Source organism: Synergistales bacterium, assembly GCA_021736445.1.
Classification (GTDB): Bacteria; Synergistota; Synergistia; order Synergistales; family Aminiphilaceae; genus JAIPGA01.
The window spans coordinates 1-20757 of record JAIPGA010000019.1; the positions used below are offsets into that span (position 1 = coordinate 1).

Consider the following 20757-nt stretch of genomic DNA (forward strand, 5'->3'; position numbering starts at 1 on the left):
CCCCTCCCAGGGTGGCGGAACAGCTGTCCAGCGCGAGCCGGCTGCGGTCGAAGGCGGCCTTGAGGCGTACTTCCCCAAGCTGTCCCAGCGGCGTGTCCAGAGCTGGTGCCTGCAGTTGGAGGGCGTATGCCGGATGGTCGATGGGGCCGGTGAGGCGGCAGCGGGCCTTCCCTTCGCCGGAGATGGACTCCAGCCAGGGGAACCCCGGGAGGGAGCCCAGCAGTGCGGGGGCGGCCCCGTCGGCGGCGATGGCGAGATCCAGCCGCTCTGTTTCCCCTGTGTGGATGCATCCCTGCAGGGTGATGGGCGTCCCGTCGCGGCGGGCCCTCCCCTCCTCCACATGGATGGCTCCGGGGGCGATGCCCAGCTCCAGGACGGTGTCGGCGAGCAGTACGTTGCGGATACGGATCGCCGTGGAGACGAACCGCGCCCTGCTCTCCGGGTTCCCCGTGGTTCCGCCCAGATGGAGTGTGGCGGCGGCGTTTCCCTGCAGCTGCAGCGGAGCCAGCGCGGGGAAGCTGTCGGCCGCCCGGTGGAGGTAGAGGGTGTCGCTCCGGATGGTGAGATCCCTGGCGCCGTCGCTGTCGTGGGGGAGGCTCCCCCTGGCGTTGAGGGTGGCCTTGTTCCAGGTGGCGGCGGCGTTCACCCCGGTACGGTGGGGGCCGACGGTGAAATCGCCCTGGAGGTCTGTGAAGCGGTATCCCTCGACGGTTCCGTCGTATCCCTCGACATGGACCCTGCCGGTGAGCGCCCCCGGCGGCCCGCCGAGGGCGACGGTGACCCGGTCCGCCTCCCCTTCGGCGAAGTCCAGCCAGGGGAAGAGGGGGTACAGCTGCTCCGTGGCCACATCGGCGCCCGACAGCCTCAGTTGCAGTGAGGGTGTCGGGGTGCTGCAGTCCATGGAGAGCGCCCCCTCCACGGGGGTGTCCACGAGGCTGCCCTGGAGGTCCCGGAAGGCAAGGATGTCTCTCCGGTAGGTCCAGGAGGTGGTGCAGCGCGGGATGGAGAGCGTCTCCGCCTCCAGGTCCCGGAGTATCAGCGCTCCGGCCGCCTGCAGCTGCTCCGGGGGACCGGAGATGCTGAAGCTGCCCTCCACCTTTCCCCTGAGCTTGCTGCCGTGTCCGCCGCCGAGGCGGAGGAGTGTCGCTGCGGGAAGCCCCAGGATCCGTCCCCGGAGTTGCAGCTGCGGCAGAAGGGGGCCCGAGGCGGAGAGCGTTCCTCTGTCGAAGGCGATGCGTCCGCCGGTCAGGACCACCCCGCCCTTGCCGGCGCTGAAGGTCCCTTCGGCACGGAAGGCCTCATCCCGGAAACGGCCCCTGCCTTCCAGGCGGAGTCCCCTGTCCTCCGGGGTGCAGCGGGCCTCGGTGACAGCGATCTGGGTGGTACCGGAACGGAACGCGGCATCCATCAGGAGGATCTCCTCCGGCAGCGGAAGGGCGGCGCGCTCCGGCAGGGGGAAATCCGGGAAGCCCTCCAGATTGACGGTCACCCCCTCCAGGGTCACCCGGCCCAGGGAGAGGGTTCCCCGCAGCAGTTCGGCGAGGGACACCCGCAGGGTGACCTCCCGCACCGTCATGACCGTTCCGCCCTCCCGCCGGTAGGCGACGCCCTCCATCCTGTAGCCCGTGAGGGGGTTGCCGCCCACCGACTCCACCTGCAGCGTGCCGGTTCCGGCGGGAGCCAGAAGCCCTTTGGCTTCGGCCACCAGCCGTTCGCCGTCCAGGACGTGGAGACCGTAGTACAGGGCCCCCGCCGCGGCGACGGCCATCACCGCCAGGATCAGGCGGAAACGCCGGTTTCTCAGTATCGTGTTCATATCCATCCTTGCCTTTTCCCGTCCTTTTTCGAAAGCATGGGTCTCCGACAGGCCGAAGGGTCTTCCCGTTCACCTACTGCAGGAGCTGTTGCAAAAGGTTGTTGAGCAGCTGCTCTTTCATCTGTTCCTCCGTGCCCGGCACATCGGCGCTTTCCGTCTTGGGCCCCGTGGGGATGGTGAGCTTGAGCTGGAAGCCCTGCTTGCCGTCCTGGTCATCTGCGGCGTCGGAGAGGTACTGGCTCAGCCCGGGAAGCAGCGTCTGCCCCTCCTCGATCTGGAACTCCCTGAGCTTCGGCTTGTCCCTGGTGCCGCCGATGGCGAAGGTGATCATCCGGTAGTCCCGTTTGGAGACCGTTCCCAGGACGTTGCCGAGCATATCCTGCAGCGACTCCACGGAGATGCTTCCCACACCCTCCATCAGGCCCTGGAGGGCGCCGAAGAGCGCCTTGACGGCCTGGACGTTCACCTCCCCTTCCCCCTGGAAGTCCAGACGCCCGCTGTAGTTGTAGGTGCCGTCGGCGGTGATGTAGCGGAAGAGGGGATCGTTCACCGGCGCGTCGGCACGGCTCCCGGGGAGTACCGTCAGGGACATCCCGTCCATCATGAAGGGGGCCTGGATCTGGCGGAACCGGATCTCCTCGCGTCCCACCGTGGCTGCGGCCGCTTTGGCCAGAGGAAAGCCCCTGATGGCGCCGTCACGGAGGGTGAGTGATCCGTTGCCGTTCATCCCCAGCTGCTGCTGGGCGGATCCGGAGAGGGAGAGCTCCATCCCGGCGGTTCCGCCGATGCTCCCCGCATCCTCGAAGAAATCCGCTGTGGCCGCACCGGCGTCGATGTCCCGGCCCGAGACGTTGCACTCCCAGGTCTTCTCGCGCAGCAGGTAGGAGAAATCCGCCGAGGCGGTGCCCTCGTACAGCGAGGCGACGGCCCTGGGGACCGTCAGGCTCCGGGGGGTGAGCTCCACCGGAACGGTGACCTCCCGGAGATGGAACCCGTAGGCCTCCAGGCCGCTGGAGGTGAACTCCCCGGTTGTCTGGATGTCGGTGCCCCTGAAGCCGCCGGAGAGAGCGGCGTCCACGGGGCCCTGGAGGTCCAGCGAGGGGATCTGCTCTACCTCGTTGATGGCTTTGACCAGCTGCAGGCCGCTGCCGTTGCCGGTGAAGTCCCCCGTCCACTGCCCCTTTTCGTCCGGTGACGCCGAGAGGGAGCCCGAGAGGGAGCCGTCGAAGATCTTGCAGCGCAGCGTGTTGAGTGCCAGGGAGGTGGGCGTGAGGGATCCCTCCGCCTCGATGTCGGCGGCCTGGATCCCCTGGATGGTGAGCCCTTTGGACTGGAGGCTGTAGCCCAGCTCCGGCGCGGCGGCGGTCCCCGAGAGGCGCCAGCTTCCGGAGAGGGTTCCCTGCAGTGGGAGGGGCGCGAGCGTCTCGGGAAGGGAGGCGCTATCCAGGTTCTCCGCCGTTCCCTTCAGATCGAAGGCGCTGTCCTTGAAGGTCAGCGTGCCGCTTCCGGTGAGTCTCCCCCCCAGGAGATGGATGGCGGCACTGTCTACGGCGAGCTGTTCTTCCGTCACCTGCAGTACGGCGTTGGCCTTCCCGGCGGGAACACCCGCTGCAGCCAGGCTGTCGGCCTGCAGATCCACCTGCAGCCGGGGCGGGATGCCTGCAAATCTGGTCTTGATCCCTGCGGCGGTCACCCCGCTGGGGCCCGAGAGGTCGCTGAGGGTGGCCGTACCCGCGAGTTGGAGGGCGTCCGGCGAACCGGCGAGCTGGAGGTCCACGGCGGCTGTGCCGGACCAGCTTTGGGGCAGATAGTCCTTTGCAAGGGCCAGGGGGAGCTTCGTCCCCGAGGCGGTGAGATCGAGCTTCGGCGGTTTCCCTTCGGGCAGATCGATGGCGCCTTTGCCGTGGAGGGTGCCCCCGCCCTTGGTGACGATATCAAGCGTTTCGATGTGGAGGCGCTCTCCCTGGAAGCGGGCCGTCGCGTTGACCTTGTCCAGGGTGCTGCTCCCCAGGGTGAGGGGGGCGACGCCGGCGGTGACCGATGCTTTGGGATCGGCGGGGGTGCCGGCGATCTCCGCGGTGAGCGAGAGCGTTCCCCGCAGCCGAGGCAGATCTCCCCCCGGAGGGAGCAGGCTGGTCAGGCCTTCCACCTCTATCCCCTTGGCCCAGAGGGTAGCGTCCAGGGTGGGGTCGGCCGGCGAACCGACGCTGCCTTTGAAGGTGCAGCTCCCCCCGAAGGCCTTGCACCCGGCGTTCACAAAGAGCGCCTGCTCCCGGAGGGAGAGGGTGGCCTCCAGGGAGGAGATGGGGGTGTCCCTGAGGGCCAGCTGCTTGCCCTGCAGCGTGAGCCTGGCCTGGGGTGCCGTGAAGGGTCCGTCCACGTCGAAGCGTACCCTGTCGAGCTGTCCCTGCAGGAGGTCCCGCTGGGACTCGGGGAGGGGCAGCTGGTCGATGGCCACCTTTTCCGTCTGGAGACTGCCCGTCACGTGGAGGGGGTCGGCGAAGAGGAGGCGGATCCTTCCTTTCAGCGGCTGCGACAGAAGGCTTGTTCCCACATCGGTGATCCCGAGCTCCTCAGGGGTAACCCGCCAGTCTGTGGAGAGCGCTCCCAGTCTGGTACCGGCCACGGCAAGCCCCCGGATGTCGAAGCGTCCCTCCAGGGTGTCGGTGTCTCCGGAGAGGGTGGTGTGCAGCCTGTCGGCGGAAAGCCGGCTGTCCAGAACGAAGCTGTCCAGCGTCAGTTCCCCCTCCAGGGCTCCCTGGGAGACACCGGAGAGATGGAGGCGTCCGGACAGGGTTCCGGAGGGTGCGGCGGGCAGGTCGGCGGAAAGCATCGGCCGCACCGCTTCGAGGAACAGCGAAGCGGGAAGCTGGGTGAGGGTGAGCGTGGCATCGGCTTCCGGTTCAAGGACGCCGTGGACGACGAGCTGTCCCGACGGCGCCAGAGAGAGTGAGCTGCGCTCGCTCACCAGGGTGCCGTCCCGGACCGACAGTGTGGCGTTCAACCCCGCCGGAACGCCGTTCAGGCGCAGCTGGCCTCCGGCCGAGAGATGCTGCGGCTCCGTCCGGAGTTCCACCTCCTCCAGGGAGATCCGGTTGTTCCTCCAGCGGATGGTGCTTTCCCGGAGGGTCATCCGGGCTTCGGGCAGCGAGGAGAGGCTGTCGGCGAGGACCTTTTGTTCCTTGTCCTTTCCGGATGATGCGGCCATATCGGGGGGAACCACGAGCTCTCCCTTCTCGACGGTGACGGCGCCCACCTCTCCCTTGCCGCGGAGAAGCGCCAACAGGGAGAGGCGCAGGTCCACCTGTTTGGCCCGGAAGGTGAGCCCCTCCGGTGTGGACAGTGAGGGGTTGAGGAAGGTAAAGCCCCGGATCGGGTTGCCCTCTACGGTGGGGAGCTCCAGTGAGATCCCCTGTTTTGCCGCGAGCTGACGCGCCTCGCGACGGACGATGGTCGCTCCGAAGTTGGAGGTGAGTCCCACTACGGCGAGCACCGCCAGCAGCAGGACGGCGATGCCCAGCCAGAACAGCAGACGTTTTTTGTTCATGGCTCTTGTTGCCTTGCACCCACGATCCCGCGCCGTGTGGGCAAGGCCTCTCCTCCTTTCCAGGTGGGATAGACGATCGGGTTCGCCTGCGTGCCCCACGGATCCCTGCGGGAAGACGGTCCGGGATGGTGGGGCGCCGCTCAGCTATCCACAATGGCGCTGCCCGCTCCTTGTGAAGGGAGGAGGATTTCGTGGATATGTGGACAACGCCTGTGGATAACTTTGCCGCTAGGGCCGCTGAAGCTCCTCTGTACCAGGACTGTACCGGTGGAACCATTGTGGATAACCTTCACCGCGCTCCATGATCTGGATCCTGTCCCGGAGGATCACGAGCCCCCCGCGGTAGGCTGCGCGGAGCTTGCCCACCATGACAAGGGTGGTTCCCCGCAGCGAGGCAAGCCTGGGGAGAAAGCGGCGGTCACTGTGGTAGACCTTGACCCGCAGGGGCACACCCTCCTGGATGAGCTGCGACGAGGAGCCGCTCTCCTCGATCCGGTCTACCGTGAGGCCCAGGGTGATGAACCGGCCTTTGAGTGAGGTGAGCTCGGTCCAGGCCTGCTCCGCCGTGTAGCGGCGGCCCGCCGCCTTTTTCCACAGGCCGCGCTCTTTCTGCCGCGCACGCCGAAAGGCCTGCCGGATAGGGGCGACATAGGTGTCGTTGGGAGGGAGGACAAAGGGCATGGCCAGCCCTCGGGCGACCAGGGCTGCGTTGATGAGGGTCCGTTCCCTGTCGCCCTGCTTCCAGACATAGGCCAGCAGACGGCCGTACCGGTCGTAGCGCTCCAGGTCGGTTTCCAGGGTGACCGTCCTGCCTGCAACGAGGGAGCGGTTGGCGGCCGCGGCCGTACCGCCCAGCTCCTCCCTGCCCCGCCGGGGATGGTGGGTCTCCGGCGTGTCGATGAGCAGGTAGCGTACATCCAGCTCCCTGCCGTCTTCGGTGCGGCAGGTGACGGTGTCCCCGTCGATCACCTCGGTGACCCGGGCCTGGAACTGCTGGGCAGGGGCCGCCCCTCTCCCGCAGAGAACGAGGAGAAGGAGAAGGGCGGTGCCTGTCTGGAGGAGGCGTTTCATCGTCTGCCCAGACCTTCGGTGATGCCCGGCGGCCTACTTCTCTTTGGGAATGGGGCAGAAGCGCGGCTGTTCGCCCTCCACCAGCAGTCTGCGGTGGAACTCCATTCCCTGGGGCACGAGAAAGAGCAGCTCCATGGTGTTGTGGACCGTCCCCTCGAAGAGGTGCCCGCCGTAGGCGGCGTGGGTGCCGTCGGCCAGGGTGCAGTGGTGGTGGAAGAAGGGTTCGCCGTCTTCCTTGATGCTTGTCGTTCCGGAGATCTGGAGCACCTCCATGCCCTCCCGGAAGGTGTGTTTTTTGTACTCGGTGCCGCTGAACCAGCCGATGGTGACATCGCGGAGCATGCCTACTGCGGATATAATGGCAGCTGAAGCGATCTGTTCCTTTTCGAGAAAGCCCTTCAGCGCAGGGAAGAAGGATTCGCCGTCGTTGAGACGCAGCGCATAGGTGAGGGTATCCCGGCAGGACCGATAGGATTCGTTGCTCATAACCATCACTCCTTGTGAGAAAAGTTGAGGTTTCTGCTTACCTGTCCTGAGGGAAGGTGGTGGATGGACCGGGCGGCAGCCCGAGGAGTACAGTGGCTGTTGTGATGGAGACAGGCTACCCCGTATTGTACGGCAACGGCCCGGCAGCTCCAAATCATAGCAGGGAATCCCGGAGTTCGCTTGACAGGGGGTGACAACAATGAGGTTTCTTGATCGCAAGGGTGCGATGCGGCGGACACGGGAGGCCTTTCCACGTCTGGAGGACTACGGAAGGGAGCTGCTGCGACGGAACCAGCGGTGCCGGATGGTGGGACCCCGTGCCTTCTGGCCGCTCTTCCGGGAGCATATCCTGGACTGCGCCGCCCTGCTCCCGCTTCTTCCCGGGGTGGGACGCCTCTGCGACATCGGTACCGGCGGAGGACTCCCGGGCCTGGTCTGGGCGCTGCTCCAGCCGGAGCTGGAGGTGACCCTGCTGGAAAAGGGGGCGAAGAAGGCCGGTGCGCTCTCGTCACTGGTGGCTGCCCTCGAGGTGGACAATGCTGTTGTGGTCTGCAGCCGCGCCGAGGAGCTCGCAGGGGAGGGCGGAGAGCGGTTCGATCTGGTCACCGGACGCGCCGTGGCCCACACGGGGATTCTGGCCGAATACGCCGCCCCGCTGCTCGTTCCCTGCGGTACGCTGCTGGTGATGAAGGGACCCGGCTACAGGGCGGAGCTTGAGGAGCTGGAAGGCGGCTGGGAGCGCCTGGGACTGTCACCGGGGGATGTCTTTCTGTATACCAATTTCGGGCGGGAACTCTATGCTTTGCTGTTCCACAAGACCGCGGAGCCCCTCGTCAGGCTGCCGCGGCGTCCTGGAATGGCGGAAAAACGAAAGTGGTGGAGGTGAATGATGTGCACACAGTCGGAATAGCGAACCAGAAAGGCGGCGTAGGGGTGCGTCCGTAGAGCTGTGCCCGGATTCCTGTGGATTGCGGTGGGATCCGGACGGCCGCCCGGCTGACCCGCAGCGGAAACGTGAAGCGGGAAACAAAGCATGCCGGGAAAGCGTCGCCGGGGCGGATCGGGTACGCCCCGGGGGATGCGAGGTCGGTGGGTGATAGGGTCAAAGCTGGATTGCCTGAATCCCAGTCTCCGCGCCTGAAACCGCCGGGGAGCGCACCACACCCGGAATGAGCTGTGCGCTTCTGGACACCGTGGAGGGGATACTCCCTACGTCGCCTCCACACCGCCGGTGTCCACGGCAGGGGTTGTTCCCCTGTTTCGGGGACGAACGGGAGACCTACGTCACCCTGTGTCGTTCGGGACAGCGAAACGGAGATGGCCTACGGCGGCGGTAGCCGCCATGGCTACGGAGCCCCCATAGTAGTCCGGGGACGGGAAAGCCGTCCGCATGGCGAAGGGGGGCAGGTCACGGCTCAAACCGGGAGAATCGTGGAGGTATGCGACCAATGCAGAACGCCGACAGGGTTCTCTCCATTCTGCGCACAAACACAGCAAAGGATCACGACTACCGGCCGAAACGGCTCTACCGCCTGCTCTACAACGTCGATCTCTACAGGGTTGCCTGGATCCGGTGGATGGGACTGCGCCCCTTTTACGGCTCTTCAGAAGGGGGCGCCCGGTTTCCGGAGGAGGCTGTCGCCGAACGGATCGCCCTGCTGCGGGAGGAACGGTACCGTCCTCCGGAACGGCTTGCCCGGCAGGCCGCCGGAGGCACAGCCGGTGGAACCGCCGACAGACTGGTCGCCGACGCCGTCGGTATGATTGGGGAAGCCGTCCAGCGCACCTGGCGGCACCGGCTCCTGCACTCTCTTCCCTACCCCACCCCGGTGCACCGCTTTCTGATGGAGGTGGCGCGCAGGGGCGGGGCGGCCCCGTGGATGGTGCTCTGCCGGATCGGGGGATGCGCCGATTCGGGAGCGATCCTCCCTGAGGAGCTGATCGACCAACTGGGAGACGGCCGATTCGGGCCGCTCCTTCAGCACTACCTCTCCCATCCCGATATCCCCGGAATGCTCACCGGCGCGCCATTGCGGCGTCACCCGATGGTCCGTCTGCTGCAGGAGGCTGTCTGGAGCCGCTGCTGCCGGGTTTGCGAAAGTCAGGTGCGGCACTGTGCCGCCGCCGGGCCCGTGATGGTGGTGTTCGGCGCGGGGGGAACCCGGTTGGCCGGTGAGACCGCGGCGGCGGTGGAATCCTGCTGCCGCACCCTCGGGATTGTCCTGTCGGAACCGCCGCTGGTGGTGGATGCACACCGGATGTCCCTTGAACTCTTCGGCTACCGTGTGGTCCGACCGGGCGGGGGGGAGGAACCCCGCCTGGATCTCCCCAGATCGACGGTCCAGCAGGCGCTGGCCCCCTATCTCCGGGAGGGCCGTCCGGTCCACGCCGGATGGCTGGTGAACCGGACGGCCGGGGAGGCTATCGCCCGGTACGCTGCTGAGCTCCAACGTTTCCATCGGTTTTGCTCGCTGGCCTGGAACTGCAACCGGCGTCTGCGGGGGTTCCGGAAGCTCCATCTGGCCAGTCTGGCCAGAACGCTTGCCCGCAAGGAGCAGGTGAGCGTCCGGGAGATCTACCGGCGCTACGGGTGCCGCCGTCCCGATCGGAACGGCGAACCCAGGGTCACCCTGGCCTTTTCCGCGGACGGAAGAGAGGCCGCCTATCCGGTTGGTCCCTTTCCGCCCCGGGGGGGGCCCCCGATCGGGGAACCCCAGGCCGGACCGGATGGTCGGGAAGCTGTGCGCGGAATGCTGTGGCTGGAGAGCCGGATGCGCTGAAAGGCGCACGTTCGGTTCGGAGGAGGGGAAGCCTTCAGTACCCATGGGGAGGTGCCCTATCCTACAAGACAACCTGTTGCGTGAACCTCGCCGCGGTACTCGGCGGGATGGGAAAGAAGGTCCTGGTGGTCGATATGGACCCGCAGGGAAACTGTACCAGCGGACTCGGTGTGGACCGGGAACAGACGGAACGGAGCGTCTACCAGCTGCTGATGGACAGCGCCGATCTGCCGGAGGTCGTGGTGGAAACGGAGTGGACCAACGTGTCGGTGATCCCGGCCAACATCGACCTCGCCGGATCGGAGGTCGAGCTCGCCGGGGTGATGAGCCGCGAGACGCGGCTCCGTCGGAAACTCAGGGAAGGCAGTGACTACGACGTACTGTTGATCGACTGTCCCCCCTCGCTGGGGCTGCTCACCATCAATGCCCTGGTTGCCAGCGAACATATGCTTGTCCCCATCCAGTGTGAATACTACGCTCTGGAAGGGGTGGGGCAGCTCTTGCGCACCGTACGGCTCATTCAGGGCTACCTGAATGAAGACCTGGCGATGGACGGGATTGTGTTGACCATGTTCGACGGCCGGACCAATCTGTCCCGCGAGGTGGCTGACGAGGTACGGCGCCAGTTCGGCGAGAAGGTCTTCGAGACGATCATACCGAGGAACGTCCGCCTTTCGGAGGCACCGAGCTACGGGAAACCGATTGGCTACTACGCGGCGAACAGTGTCGGTGCCAGGGCGTTCCAATCACTCGGACAAGAGGTGGTAGGGAGATGGCTCAAGGCAAAGCGTTAGGGCGGGGCCTGGGTGCCCTGATCCCCAGCGGTGACGATGACGGCGGCAGACAAGCCGCCGGGCAGAGGAGAGATGCGCTTCCGGTGGAGAAGCTTGTTCCCAACGAACAGCAGCCCCGGAAGGAGGCCGAGCGGAGGGAGATCGCAACCCTTGCCGAGTCCATTGTGGAGCACGGGGTGCTCCAGCCGCTTGTGGTCCGCAGGATGGACGGAGATGAGGGGCGATACGAGATTGTCGCCGGTGAACGGCGATGGTGGGCGGCCAAAGAGGCCGGGCTCGACGAGGTTCCTGTGACGGTGGTCTCCCTCACCGAACACGAAGCCCTTGAGGTGGCGCTGGTGGAGAATCTCCAGCGGGAGGATCTGAACCCCATGGAGATCGCCGAGGGACTGCGGCAGCTGCAGGAGCGTTTCGGTATGAAGCAGGACGAGGTGGCCAGGCGGATCGGATGGAGCCGGCCTGTGGTGGCCAACAAACTGCGACTGCTTCAGCTTCCCGAAACGGTGCAGGCTGCCCTCCGGAGAGGTGGACTCTCCGAGGGAATTGCTCGACTTCTGCTGGGACGTGCGCCGGAGGAGCAGTCCGCACTCGCGAAGTGGGCCGAGGAGGAGGAGGCCACGGTGCGGCAGGTGGAAGATGCGCTGGCCCGTAAGGACAGAGAGGCCGTGTCGGAGTCTGGAGAGGCGAGGTCAAGAAGCAAGGCCGTCCCACCCGCCATGGAGGAAAAAGCCCAGACTGTCGGTCGGCGGCTGGGGGTGTCCCTCACTGTCGGACAAAGGGGAGGCAAGGGATCCATCCGGATCGCAGGAATGGAGCAAGAGGTCATGGACAGACTTCTGGATCTCCTGGAGGAGGAAGGCCCCAGATTATTCCCCGGGAAATAACCGGGGAATGAAGGATCGGTACGAGAGGAAGGTCCGTTGGACGGATGAAAAAACCCTGGAATGATCTCGCGATCTTCGGGCGCGTGCTAGCGCTTGCCCTGCTTGTTGGCGGGTATGTCGTCTTTGGTGTCTCAGCTGTCCGTTGGGCATGGCGGGAGGGGTACCCACTCTGGGTGATTCTTGTGGCGGCGATTGCGGTGACCTGTCTGGTGGCGGCGCATTGCGTGAAAGAACTCCGACGCATTGGTAACTACAAAAAGTGAACCTGATCACAACAAAATGTTTCACGTGAAACATTTTGTTGTTCCGGTGGGAGCCCTTCGGGCCGCCCTGGAATAACGGAGCTCTGCGAAAACGGTATGTCCCGCTGCACCGTGGCGTGGTGCGGCCACTGGGACCCGAATCTGAAGCCGGGTGGTGTGCCGCGTCCACGGTCTCTGACTTGCCGGAACGAACAGAAGAAATTGAAGGATTTTGGGCCGAGGATGGGCCTGTCGAATGCAGGATTGTATAGACCAGGGTTGGTGGACCCACGTTTGCCCAAATGGTTCTTTTAGGGATGCTGCAGGGTCGATGTGAGGGGTGCGCTCTTTTGGGCCTGTCACAAACCTGGCCTGAACGCGATGCAACGGAGAGTTGTGTGATATCCGCCAGGGAAAGACCAAACATTTGTGAGTGCGCATCAACGGACAGGCCATTGGCTTACCCGTTGGCCCCGAGCGATACGCCGAGATGTTTCACGTGAAACATCGGACCGGACCTGCGCATACGTTTTGGCGGGAAACGACAACGGTGCCCCCTGGTGCGCGGTGTTTCCACTGGCATCGACACTCTGCCTGCTTTGTAGGGAATGTTCTTTGCCTGGGGTTTCTCTCCCGGTTGAATTGGTTTTTGGGCCGTGTGTTGCTCTGGACGCTGCGTTGCAGGCGCTCCTTTTGGATTGTTGCAGGGCATACGGTAACCCGAAAGACTGCATGCTGCGTTGGCTCGCTGGGCGCTTCAGGCTCCTCCCGTCCGTACTCGGATGATGTCATGCTTCCCGGATTCCTGTAGCAGGGCGAGGCGCACAACTCAAAAGTGAGAAAGGGTGTAGGCGGCCTGTACTACAAACAGCCGGAACGTCTACGGAACCGATCATTCCAGAGCTTCCTGTGGTGTTCGATGTTCTCCTGCGTCCTCGACACCATCCCGCGCAAACAGCGACGGGATGGGAGGAGGCCGAGAATGAATGCTCCTCCTGCAATAACTGAGGAACGCCTGTCCTCAGGGGACAGCCGCGATTGACATATCGTACACAGTGTCGGGGCAAGTGGCAAGCTCACCCTGTTAGGTGGTACACAGGCGCCCAGGTGTGTCGTACTTTTCTGGGTAAGGGGAGCCCGATACAGGAAAGGGCAGTGGCGCCGTACCTGCGGAGACGTGGATGCAGAAGGCCGCCTCGGGTAGATCCGTGCCGGGGCGGAGGATTGGGCCGGGGATGCGTCGGTCCTCTGTTATCCCTTTGTGAAGGAATACCTGCTGGAGGCTTTGTGCGCCCACAGAACAGGAGCCGTCCGGTGTACGGCGGCTTGCTTCGGGAGCGGTGTTTCACGTGAAACATCAAGCTGTGGTACATTGCGGGGAGACAATCAGAGACCGCTGCGGTCGTGAAAAACGAGACGCCGCAGGAGGGTTCTGTACAACCTGTATCAGAAAGGGGCACAAGGATGCACCATATCTGGGCACCGTGGCGGATGGCGTATATCAAGGGGGAGGGGAAAAGCGCGCATGGATGTATCTTCTGCGACTTCCCGAAGGAGCATGATGACCAGCGGCGGCATATCCTCCAGCGGGGTGAACGCTGTTTTGTGATGATGAATCTCTTTCCCTACAATCCCGGGCACCTCATGGTGGTTCCCTACCGGCATATCGCCGGCTATGAGGAGCTGACCGATGAGGAAGGAGCAGAGATGCATCGTATGGCGCGGGAGTGGGTGGGGTTGCTGAGGGAGCGGATGCAGCCCCAGGGATTCAATATGGGGATCAATATGGGTAAGGTGGCCGGCGCCGGGTACGAGGAGCATATCCATCTCCATATCGTTCCACGCTGGAACGGCGACATGAATTTCATGCCCGTGCTCGGGGAGACCCGGGTGGTCCCCGAGACCATCGACGCTACCTATGCCTGGCTCTGCGAACAGTGGGAGCAGTACCGGCATGAATGAGGCGGACCTCTTCAGGGTGATCGCCGAGGAGATTGAGTGCGAGGAGACCATCAAACGCTCCCGGTTCATCGGGCACGCCCGTCGGGCCACCACCGGGGGTGAAGCGAGACAAATCGTGAAAGACATCGCACAACAGCACGGTGGCGCCAACCACAACTGCTGGGCCTACCGGGTCGGGTTTCCCTCGGTAGAGGAGTACTACTCCGACGATGGCGAACCCTCCGGATCGGCGGGGAAGCCGATTCTCGGCGCCATCCGGCGGAGGGAGCTGACGATGACCGTCGTGGTGGTGACCCGCTACTTCGGCGGCATCAAGCTGGGTGTCCGCGGTCTGATCGAGGCCTACGGCGGGACCGCACGGAAGGTTCTGGAGGCTTCGGGGAGCACCAGACAGTGCCTGGCGCGCCCCCTTTCGGTACGCACCTCCTATGCCTTCCACGAGCCGCTCCTCGCTGCACTGAAGGAACTCCAGGTCCCCCGGCAGAGTGTCTCCGCCTCCTTTGCCGAGGGGGTGACGCTGACGGTGATGGTGCCCCTCTCCAGCGAAGAGGCGGTGACGGATCTTCTGGAGGGGTTCGCCCGCAGGGGGGATGTCTCCGGATTCCACTGGCTCGACAGGGAGGCGTAGCACTCGTTCCAGCCGGGAAGGGCAACCGGCAGCGGTAATGATCAGTATAGATCAATGGCTTGATCCACTGTATGACGGCCCCTCAAGGGGGCCGCAAACCCAAAGGAGTGATGTCTGTGTTCACGACGCGGAATATGGTCCTCGCCGCCCTCTTCGCCATCATGACGGCGGTGGGGGCACGTCTGCAGATCCCCTTTCCCGGGGTGCCCATGACCCTGCAGGTACTGCTGGTCTTCCTGGCCGGGATGCTGCTGGGACCGTCGGGGGGGATGCTGGCCATGATCCTCTATGTGGTCATGGGGCTGCTGGGGCTCCCTGTCTTCGCAGGCGGAACGGGGGGACCGCAGATCCTCTTTTCGCCTACCTTCGGTTATCTGCTGGGGTTCATCCTCGCCGCCTGGGTGATCGGCTGGATTGTGGAGCGTTATGGAATCACTACGCTCAAAGGGTACATGATTGCCTGCGGCGCGGGGCTCTGCGCCATCTACCTCTGTGGGACGGCGGTGCTCTACTGGAATCTCAACGTGATTGCCGGGAAGGAGATCACCCTGCTGGGGGCGATCCAGATCGGGGTGCTTCCCTTTGTAGCGGTGGATGCCCTCAAGGGGGTCGCCGCGGCGCTGGTGGCCTCGAAGATCGGAGAGAGGTTGCGGTCCTTCCGGATACGGGAGGGCCAGTGAAGCGGGGGAACACCCTGCGAAGCACGGAGCGCCGCGGTTTCCCGCGGCGTTTTGTGTATCGAGCTATTGATTTTTTTTGACCAAATGAAAGAGGGCAGTGACGTCGGAGAGCTGCTACACTATGGAGTGCAAAGGGCATGCAAAGCACCCCATAAGGAGGGATGACCATGAAACAGCGTATCCTGGTGATCGGAGCGGGATGTGCGGGGCTCACCGCGGCTGTGGCGGCCGGGAAAGGGGGCGCCGAGGTGACGGTGATCGGGAAGGTGCCCCGTGGGTATGCTTCCTGCACCGCCTACGCCGAGGGGGTCTTCACCTTGCCCGGGAAGGGCTATACCGTGGAGGCCCACGAGGCGAAGACCCTGGAGATCGGCTGTGGGCTCAACGATCCCGAACTGGTGCGGGCGGTGGTACGGGAGAGCGAGGCGGTGCTTGAGGAGATGGCCTCCTGGGGCCTTTCTGTAGACCGCAGCGTGCCGGGCAGTGCCTCGGTCCACCACACGGCCCCCACGGATATCCTCGGCGGCTACGGGATGGTCGATGAGCTGCAGCGTATCGCCCTGTCCCTGGGGGTGCGGTTTCTGGAAAACAGGGTGGTCACCCGTCTGGTCCGGGACGACGGGCGTATTCGAGGCGTGGAGTGCGTCCACTGGGAGACGGGACGCGCCGAGGCGCTGGGTGCGTCGGCGGTCATCCTGGCCACCGGCGGGGCGGGGCGGATCTACGCCAGGAGCGACAACCCGGCGCGGATCACCGGCGACGGCTATGCCCTGGCGCTTGAGGCCGGCGCCACCCTTCGGGATATGGAGTTTGTCCAGTTCTACCCCATGGGTATGGACGAACCGGGCTTCGGCACCTGGCTGCTGGACCTCTCGCTGATCGACATGGTGCCGCTGGTGAACCGTGAAGGAAGACGCTTTCTCAACGAGGCCATCGCTTCCTGGGGGCTTGCGAGCGGCGATGAGGCCAACTATGTGGCCCGGGCGGCCAGCTCGCAGACCATCGAACAGCTGATCCGCGGCGGCGACGAGGCCCTGCTGCACCTGGAGGAGCTCCCGCCGGAGGCATGGGAGAGCCCCCGCATGGCCACGGTGCGCCCCCTCTACCCGGCGGGGGTGGCTCCCTGGGAGTACGGCCCGGTGCACGTCCGGCCGCTGGAGCACTACATGCCCGGAGGGGTTGTGGTGGACAGCCGGGGAGCCACGGAGATCCCCGGGCTCTTCGCCTGCGGCGAGGTGACCGGTGGGTTCGACGGCGCCGGGCGGGTCGGCGGAAACGCTCTGACAAGCAGCGTGACCCTGGGGCTCTTCGCCGGGAAGGCCTCCCTGGATGCCGCCTTCCCCCCTCCGGAGGGACTGGATCCGGAGGAAACCAGAGGGATGCTGCGGCAGTGGGAAGGGGGAACGGTCGCCCCGGAGGAGCTCAGGGGGCAGGTGCAGCAGCTCTGCACGGAGCACCTCGGGCCGGTGCGGAATCGAAGAGGGCTTGAAGATGCGCTGGCGCGTCTGGATGATCTCAGGGAGAAGATCGCCCTGCTTGGGCCCAGAGAGCCCACCCGTCTGCTGGAAACCCTGGAGATGCGGGGCATGATCACCACCGCCCGCTGCGTGGCCGCGGCGGCGCAGGCCCGGGAGGAGAGCCGGGGCTGTCACTACAGGGAGGACAGGCCGGAACAGAGCGAGGCCTGGCGTCGGATCGTTACCCTGCGGGGCGGCGAGGGCGCGGAATGGACTGTGGGATTCCGACCGGTGGAACCCTGGAAGGCTATGGAGTAACGGGATGTCCGGCGGTACGGCAGGGGAAGGCAGGGAGATGGGTTCGTCCCGGCGGGGAACCGCCGGGACGAACCTCGTGCCGTCCCTCTGGTTCCGTCGGGAGAGAGGCGATAGGAGGTCTACGAACAAGGTGGAGCAGGCTGTACGCTACCGGAGGTGGTTTTCCGCCGCCTTTCTCGCTGGATTTCTAGTCAAGTACAATTTCCTGTCGGTTGTGGTCTTCCACGTGCCCTACATGCCGGGGCTCGTGCTGAAGAACGTGATTCTTGCGATATTAATAAGCTATATACTCATTCATTCCAGTGGGAGCAGAAAAGGCCAGCTGGGCCTTCTCCTCTTTCTGGTTTTCTTTACAGCCTTCTTTTTCATGAATATCTGGTACAACCGCTACTTCGGCAACTACCTCAGCCTCAGCGATGTCCTGATGGGCGAGGGATATATCGAACCGCGCTTCCTCTTCACCCAGATCCTTCGGGTCTACGATCCGCTCTTTGCGGCGGATCTGCTGGTATTGTGGTTCTGCAGGAAGCGTCTCAAACAGCATGCCGGCCCGTCCCGGCCCGTCCTCTCCCGCACCTGCCGGGTGGCGGGAGGGATCCTTCTGGCGGCCCTGCTTTGTGTCCAGATCACCCTGACCAACAGGGCCCTTGGGGACGAACCGTCCATGGAGCTCTTCACACGAAGCACCTCCGGCTTTGTCAACACCTACGGTTTCCTCCCCCTCTACGTCTATGAGTATCTCTCCTTTTACCGTGAGACCGACGATGCTTCCTCTGTGGGGCCGCCCCCGACACCCACCGACCTGACTGGGGACGTGCCCCTTGAGGCCCGGCCCAACATTGTGGTGGTCCAGCTGGAGTCCTTCGACCTGCAGATGATCGGCAGGCGGCACAATGGGCGGGAGGTCACCCCCTTTCTCAACGACCTGATCAGGGAGGGGCTCTTTTTCGAGAACTTCTACGCCCAGCATGTCAACGGCAGCTTCGACGCCGAGTTCTCCTTTCTGACCTCCACCTACCCCATCAACAAGAACTACGGCTTTACGGTGAACGATCTGAGCAGCTTCACCTCGCTGGTCAAGCTGCTCAAGGAAAAGGGCTACGCCACCGCCGCCTTCCACGCCAACGACAAACACTTCTTCAACCGGGACAGGGCCTACGGGGAGCTGGGCTTCGACCGTTTTTTCAGCAAGGAGGATTTCTCCGCCGAGGAGTGCCGGATGCACACGGAGGCCGTCACCTTCGGGATCAACGACTACGATTTCTTCCGGCAGTCCTGTGCCGCTATCGAAGACCTCCCGGAGCCCTTCTTCGCCTTCCTGATCACCGCTACCAGCCACACACCCTTCGATTTCTACCCTCCAGCCGAACGCGTGGAGGCCTTTGAAGACATCAAAAGCGGCATCGTGCGGGACTACTTCAACTCCATCGCCTTTGTGGACAAGGCACTGGCCCTGCTGTTCGACAGGCTGGAGGAGCTGGACAGCCGCCGGGAGACCCTGGCGATCCTCTACGCCGACCACGTGTCGGGGATCGACAAGCCGGAGTACCGGTCCAACAAGGTCTACCGGCTGGAGCGGCAGGTCAAGCCGCCGGAGAGCGTACCCCTGCTCCTGCTCCACCCGGACCTCGAGCCGGCGGTGGTGGACAGGGCCGCCACCAACGCCGATCTGGGCCCCACCATCCTGGATCTTCTGGGGGAGCGGGAGAAGCCCGAGGGGTTTCTGGGAGACTCCCTGCTGGCAGACGCCGACGAACCGGAGCTGTTCATGCACGAGAATCCCCTGGTGCTCTACAGGGGTCAGCTGTACATCGAGGTGCTCGGAAGGCTGGAGAAGATCGGCTATCTGAAGGACACAGGGAGCCGGGATATCGGTCTGCCGGATCCGGAGCAGATCATACAGACCATACGGTACAACCGGCAGCTGATCCTCCAGCGCAGGAAGGATCACGAAGAGGTGGACCTCTGACAGTCCGCCTCTGCCGGACGGGAAGAACATGGAAGGAGATGGGGCAATGACGCTGGTCCGCTATCTGAACGGAGCCGTAACAACCATGGACGACGCCAAACCGGAAGCCGAGGCCTTCGCCGTACGGGACGGCCTGATCGAGGTGGTGGGGAGCACCGGGGAGGTCCGCGCCGCCACCATCGATTCCACCGCTGCGGAGATCAACCTGGAGGGACGGCGGGTGATCCCCGGCATTGTGGACAGCCACCTCCATCTGCTGGCCTACGCCCTGGGCAAGCGCGCCGTGGATCTCTCGGACTGCGCCTCCATCGGCGAGGCGGTGGGGCGGCTGGAGGAGCGTGCGGTCCAGCTGGAGGATGGCGAGTGGGTGCGGGGGATCAACTTCGACCACTCCCGCTTCGCCGAGCATCGCCTCCCCCGGCGGGAGGATCTGGACCACATCGGCAACCCCGTCTTCCTCACCCGGGTCTGCCGCCACGCCCACGTGGTGAACAGCGCCGCCATGGAGCGGGCCGGCATCGAGGCGGGCCGGACGCTGCCGGAGGGAATCCAGCTGGACGATGGGGGGGAACCCACCGGGGTGATCCTGGAGACCGGGGTGGAGCTGGTGGAGTCCGCCATGCCCTCCTACCGCGACCGGCCGGAGGAAGCCAAGGACGCCCTGCTGGAGGCCATGGCGGAGTACACCTCCTGGGGGGTGACCTCGCTGAGCACCACCGCGGCGGAACACCTGGGGATCCACGAGGACATCGGCCTCTATCAGCTCCTGGAACGAGAGGGCAGGCTGCCCCTGCGGGTGACGGTGCACGGCAACGACTTCCTGCCTCTGGGAGTCCGGTCGCCCTTCGGCGGCGGGAGGGTCCGCTGGGGCGGGATGAAGCTCTTTGTGGACGGGGGGTTCTGCGCCCGTACAGCGGCCATGTCCCGGCCCTACACCTGCGACGACGACAACTGGGGCGCACTGAGCCGACCCCCCGGGGAGCTCCGCGGGACCATCCTGAAGGCCCATCGACAGGGGGTGCAGGTGGCCATGCATGTCATCGGCGATGCGGCGCTGGAGACGGTGCTGGGGATCCTGGAGGAGGCCTACAGGTATGATCCCCGGGGTCCGCGGCATCGGATCCTCCACTGCTACATCGCCTGGCCGGAACAGCGGAGGCGGCTGGCGGCGCTGCCGGTGAGCGTGGACGTGCAGCCCATCTTCGCCGCCGACGAGATGGACATCGCCGACGGCACACTGGAGCCCGCCCTTCTGGAGCACGCCTACGCCTGGCGCTCGCTCCGGGAAGCGGGGGTCCACCTCTCGGGCAGCTCCGACAACCCGGCGGCGCTGCCCAATCCCTGGCTGGGGATCGACGCCGCCGTCAACCGGGAGCGTATCGTTGCCCGGGGGCCCGAAGGCGGCTGGCATCCCGGCGAGAAGCTCGATATCGACGAAACCATGGAGCTCTTTACCCGCAACGGTGCCTGGGCGCTTGGGCAGGAGGAGATGCTGGGCGCCATCACACCGGGGAAGTGGGCCGATTTCGCCGTCCTCCAGGACGATCCCTGGAAGGTGGACACCAGGGCGCTGAAGGACATACGGGTCTGGCGGACCTACTGCGGCGGTCGCTGTGTCTTCGCCAGGGAGTAGGTGTCGCGAGCACAGAGTATTTACGTCATAGCATTCATTATATTAGATTCCGGGCCATCCTCCGTCTTGCAGAGGCCGGGCTTTTTGTGATACTATCCACCCGGCTGTCATGTAGAGGTGTAGCCGTTACAGAATTTTGAGGAGGGATCCCTATGGCAAAAGCAGTAGTCGACAAGGATACGTGTATCGGTTGCGAAGCGTGTGTCGGTGTCTGCCCTGTTGACGCAATCTCCATGGTGGACGGCAAGGCTGAGGTCGACGCCGATACCTGTGTGGAGTGCGGCGCCTGCGTCGCCGCCTGCCCGGTGAGCGCCATCTCCCAGTAGTCGGCAAGCGCACCGTCAGGTTCTTCAGAATCTCAGGTGTCTTGGGAGGGTATCCGCTGCTTTTGCAGCGGATACCCTCTCTGTTTGTGTGAACGGATTCCCGGTGCTCGCGTGATAAGCGTCGGGACCGCAGATACCGCCCGGGATATCCCGTAACAGGCCAA

At 64.7% G+C, this 20757-nt stretch carries 16 protein-coding genes; 12 read left to right on the top strand and 4 right to left on the bottom strand.

The window, feature by feature from the left end; genetic code table 11:
* The 4 genes from K9L28_04725 to K9L28_04740 form a co-directional block, all read right to left on the bottom strand.
* Window positions 1-1816: hypothetical protein (locus K9L28_04725; GenBank protein ID MCF7935625.1), on the bottom strand; the 1816-nt coding region annotated here is incomplete at its 3' end.
* A gap of 73 nt (window positions 1817-1889) precedes the next feature.
* Window positions 1890-5363, bottom strand: a complete 3474-nt coding sequence (locus tag K9L28_04730) for a translocation/assembly module TamB domain-containing protein (protein MCF7935626.1) — start codon at window positions 5361-5363, stop codon at window positions 1890-1892.
* A gap of 228 nt (window positions 5364-5591) precedes the next feature.
* Window positions 5592-6434 carry a thermonuclease family protein gene (locus K9L28_04735; GenBank protein ID MCF7935627.1) on the bottom strand — a complete coding sequence of 281 codons (843 nt, stop codon included), beginning with the start codon at window positions 6432-6434 and terminating at the stop codon, window positions 5592-5594.
* Between the two features lie 33 nt (window positions 6435-6467).
* Window positions 6468-6920, bottom strand: coding sequence for a DNA-binding protein (locus K9L28_04740; GenBank protein MCF7935628.1), 453 nt, complete (start codon window positions 6918-6920; stop codon window positions 6468-6470).
* Window positions 6921-7119: 199 nt separating this feature from the next.
* Here K9L28_04740 and rsmG point away from each other — a divergent pair, with 199 nt between their 5' ends.
* The 12 genes from rsmG (at window position 7120) to K9L28_04800 (ending at window position 20593) form a co-directional block, all read left to right on the top strand.
* Window positions 7120-7806 (top strand): 16S rRNA (guanine(527)-N(7))-methyltransferase RsmG, encoded by a 687-nt coding sequence (gene rsmG, locus K9L28_04745; protein MCF7935629.1) that lies wholly within the window; start codon window positions 7120-7122, stop codon window positions 7804-7806.
* A gap of 553 nt (window positions 7807-8359) precedes the next feature.
* Window positions 8360-9700 carry a hypothetical protein gene (locus K9L28_04750; protein MCF7935630.1) on the top strand — a complete coding sequence of 447 codons (1341 nt, stop codon included), beginning with the start codon at window positions 8360-8362 and terminating at the stop codon, window positions 9698-9700.
* A 107-nt stretch (window positions 9701-9807) separates the two neighbouring features.
* A complete protein-coding gene (locus K9L28_04755) occupies window positions 9808-10494 on the top strand; it encodes an AAA family ATPase (protein ID MCF7935631.1) in 687 nt (228 codons plus the stop codon).
* Complete coding sequence (locus tag K9L28_04760; protein ID MCF7935632.1) at window positions 10473-11378, top strand: ParB/RepB/Spo0J family partition protein; 906 nt, start codon at window positions 10473-10475, stop codon at window positions 11376-11378. Before K9L28_04755 ends, K9L28_04760 begins: the two co-directional genes overlap by 22 nt.
* A 44-nt stretch (window positions 11379-11422) precedes the next feature.
* Window positions 11423-11641, top strand: a complete 219-nt coding sequence (locus K9L28_04765; protein ID MCF7935633.1) for a hypothetical protein — start codon at window positions 11423-11425, stop codon at window positions 11639-11641.
* Window positions 11642-13084: 1443 nt separating this feature from the next.
* The gene (locus K9L28_04770) at window positions 13085-13582 is read left to right on the top strand and encodes an HIT domain-containing protein (GenBank protein ID MCF7935634.1); all 498 of its coding nucleotides are present in this window, start codon (window positions 13085-13087) and stop codon (window positions 13580-13582) included.
* Entirely contained in the window at window positions 13575-14210 is a 636-nt protein-coding gene (locus tag K9L28_04775) for an IMPACT family protein (GenBank protein MCF7935635.1), read from the top strand. Before K9L28_04770 ends, K9L28_04775 begins: the two co-directional genes overlap by 8 nt.
* Before the next feature lie 110 nt (window positions 14211-14320).
* Window positions 14321-14890, top strand: a complete 570-nt coding sequence (locus K9L28_04780) for a biotin transporter BioY (GenBank protein ID MCF7935636.1) — start codon at window positions 14321-14323, stop codon at window positions 14888-14890.
* A 167-nt stretch (window positions 14891-15057) separates the two neighbouring features.
* A complete protein-coding gene (locus K9L28_04785; GenBank protein MCF7935637.1) occupies window positions 15058-16665 on the top strand; it encodes an FAD-binding protein in 1608 nt (535 codons plus the stop codon).
* Between the two features lie 130 nt (window positions 16666-16795).
* Window positions 16796-18634, top strand: coding sequence for an LTA synthase family protein (locus tag K9L28_04790; protein ID MCF7935638.1), 1839 nt, complete (start codon window positions 16796-16798; stop codon window positions 18632-18634).
* A 46-nt stretch (window positions 18635-18680) separates the two neighbouring features.
* Window positions 18681-20267, top strand: coding sequence for an amidohydrolase (locus K9L28_04795; protein ID MCF7935639.1), 1587 nt, complete (start codon window positions 18681-18683; stop codon window positions 20265-20267).
* A gap of 152 nt (window positions 20268-20419) precedes the next feature.
* A complete protein-coding gene (locus K9L28_04800) occupies window positions 20420-20593 on the top strand; it encodes a 4Fe-4S binding protein (protein ID MCF7935640.1) in 174 nt (57 codons plus the stop codon).
* The last annotated feature ends 164 nt before the right edge of the window (window positions 20594-20757 follow it).

Coding starts and splice junctions, on each gene's coding strand:
- K9L28_04730 (MCF7935626.1), bottom strand. CDS start 5,363: ATGAACAAAAAACGTCTGCTGTTCTGGCTGGGCATCGCCGTCCTGCTG.
- K9L28_04735 (MCF7935627.1), bottom strand. CDS start 6,434: ATGAAACGCCTCCTCCAGACAGGCACCGCCCTTCTCCTTCTCCTCGTT.
- K9L28_04740 (MCF7935628.1), bottom strand. CDS start 6,920: ATGAGCAACGAATCCTATCGGTCCTGCCGGGATACCCTCACCTATGCG.
- rsmG (MCF7935629.1), top strand. CDS start 7,120: ATGAGGTTTCTTGATCGCAAGGGTGCGATGCGGCGGACACGGGAGGCC.
- K9L28_04750 (MCF7935630.1), top strand. CDS start 8,360: ATGCGACCAATGCAGAACGCCGACAGGGTTCTCTCCATTCTGCGCACA.
- K9L28_04755 (MCF7935631.1), top strand. CDS start 9,808: ATGGGAAAGAAGGTCCTGGTGGTCGATATGGACCCGCAGGGAAACTGT.
- K9L28_04760 (MCF7935632.1), top strand. CDS start 10,473: ATGGCTCAAGGCAAAGCGTTAGGGCGGGGCCTGGGTGCCCTGATCCCC.
- K9L28_04765 (MCF7935633.1), top strand. CDS start 11,423: ATGAAAAAACCCTGGAATGATCTCGCGATCTTCGGGCGCGTGCTAGCG.
- K9L28_04770 (MCF7935634.1), top strand. CDS start 13,085: ATGCACCATATCTGGGCACCGTGGCGGATGGCGTATATCAAGGGGGAG.
- K9L28_04775 (MCF7935635.1), top strand. CDS start 13,575: ATGAATGAGGCGGACCTCTTCAGGGTGATCGCCGAGGAGATTGAGTGC.
- K9L28_04780 (MCF7935636.1), top strand. CDS start 14,321: ATGTCTGTGTTCACGACGCGGAATATGGTCCTCGCCGCCCTCTTCGCC.
- K9L28_04785 (MCF7935637.1), top strand. CDS start 15,058: ATGAAACAGCGTATCCTGGTGATCGGAGCGGGATGTGCGGGGCTCACC.
- K9L28_04795 (MCF7935639.1), top strand. CDS start 18,681: ATGACGCTGGTCCGCTATCTGAACGGAGCCGTAACAACCATGGACGAC.
- K9L28_04800 (MCF7935640.1), top strand. CDS start 20,420: ATGGCAAAAGCAGTAGTCGACAAGGATACGTGTATCGGTTGCGAAGCG.